The following is a 1,733-nucleotide window of genomic DNA, read 5'->3' as shown; positions in this document are numbered from 1 at the left end:
GTCAAAAATGATGCAAGGGAGGAAGTCCTTATGTTAAGAAGGCGTTATTATTTCCTCTTAGATACTTCATAACCTCCTTCTTGTATGATACTCCAATTGGAATCTCCTGATCATTGATCTCAACATCGTGCATGGTGTAGGCGGTGATTTGGTTGATATTGACGATATAGGAACGATGAATACGGAGGAAGAAATCGGGGAGCTTCTGCTCAAACTCACTAATTTTTTCTTTGGTTAGAATATGCTGGTCGGGAAGATGAATTTTCACGTAATCCTTCAAGCTTTCCACGTACAATACTTCGCTAAATACCACCTTCACAAATTTGCGGTTTGTGTTAACGTACATAAACGGTTCTTCATGATCAGCTATAACTTCTTGGAAGTGATTCGGTGTTCTACCGCTATTTATTTGTCCTAAATATTTGGTGATAGATTTTAGAAAACGGTCAATAGTAATGGGTTTGAGTAAATAGTCTACTACGTCCAGCTCGTAGCTTTCCACCGCATAATCGCGGTAAGCGGTAGTGAAAATAATACTGGGGGGCGACTGTAATGAGCGGGCGAACTTGAGACCATCAATGCCCGGCATTTGGATATCTAGAAAGAGCAAATCTATTGATTCTTTCTGCAATAAATCAAAAGCCTCCAGTGCGTTTTCGCAAGTAGCTACTAGGTGCAGCTGCGCGAATTGATTAATATGCCTTGTTAACAATTTGGCTGCCAGGGGCTCATCATCCACCACCAGGCAGTTAATAGTATTCGGGGTGTTCATAGGCGTAAATTCACTTCGTAGGTTTCCGCGTGTTCTTTTATTTGCCACTCGTACTGATTCGGATACAGTAAGTCTAGCTGACGTTGAGCGTTTTGCACCCCAATCCCTTTTCTATAATTCATGGGGTCATCTTCCGCAACGGTAGGTTTGCTGTTTACTACCCGAAAGTCTAGCGTACCATTCTGCACTTTCAACGATATTGCGACCATTGCGGAACCCACTACGTTGCTTACGCCGTGTTTAAAAGCATTCTCCACAATGGAGATTAAAATAAGGGGCGCAACGGGAGTTTGCAAATTGTCAACCGAGTAGTTAAAATCCAGCGAAAGTCGGTCGCCGTACCGGATTTTCTCCAAATCAATGTAGTGTTCTAGTAATGTAATCTCCTGACTGATGGGCACTTTTTCGTCTTGGCAGCGGTAGAGAATATAATCCAGCATTTCGGCCAGTTTGGCTACCACTTCGGGAGCTTTATCTGATTTTTCCAGGGTGAGAGCGTAGAGATTGTTGAGCGTATTGAACAGAAAGTGAGGGTGAATTTGGGCTTTCAAAAAATTAAGTTCGGCATTCGCTTTCTCTTGCTTAAGCATCTCGATTCTTTGCTTTTCTATGCCACGGTCTCTAATCATTTTAATGAATAGAAAGAGAAAAACTACGCCGTACACCCGATCAAAATAGCCAAGCACAGTAAACTCAAATTCCCATATAATTTGTCCTAAAGATTCTCTTATTCCTTCAGGGTCGCTTAATCTTTCGGCGATATGAATATTGTTGAAGCGATACAAAATTGTGAAGAACAGTATACTAACTACTAAACTTAGTATAAACTGAATATACTTCTTTTTTTGTAGAAGTAGAGGGATTTGAAAGTAGACGAGTAGATACGTCGCCATTATTTTAACGGGCATTCCAACGGCTCTGAAAACGAATGCTTCCGGCATGGATGTACCCTCAGTAGAAG

General features: G+C 41.4%; 2 protein-coding genes. Both read right to left on the bottom strand.

Going from position 1 to position 1,733, the window contains the following annotated elements:
• Positions 1-28: 28 nt before the first annotated feature.
• Positions 29-772, bottom strand: coding sequence for a LytR/AlgR family response regulator transcription factor (locus tag WBA23_RS23120; protein ID WP_424584644.1), 744 nt, complete (start codon positions 770-772; stop codon positions 29-31).
• Positions 769-1,733, bottom strand: a 965-nt coding sequence (locus WBA23_RS23115; protein WP_424584643.1) for a sensor histidine kinase, incomplete at its 5' end; no start/stop codon positions are given. The genes WBA23_RS23120 and WBA23_RS23115, both read right to left, overlap by 4 nt.

The organism is Tunicatimonas sp., from assembly GCF_049647865.1.
Lineage (GTDB): Bacteria > Bacteroidota > Bacteroidia > Cytophagales > Cyclobacteriaceae > Tunicatimonas.
This window is presented reverse-complemented; position numbering and strand designations above follow the sequence as displayed.

Excerpts from the sequence above, each read along its gene's own strand:
- WBA23_RS23120 (WP_424584644.1), bottom strand. The coding sequence starts at position 772 with ATGAACACCCCGAATACTATTAACTGCCTGGTGGTGGATGATGAGCCC.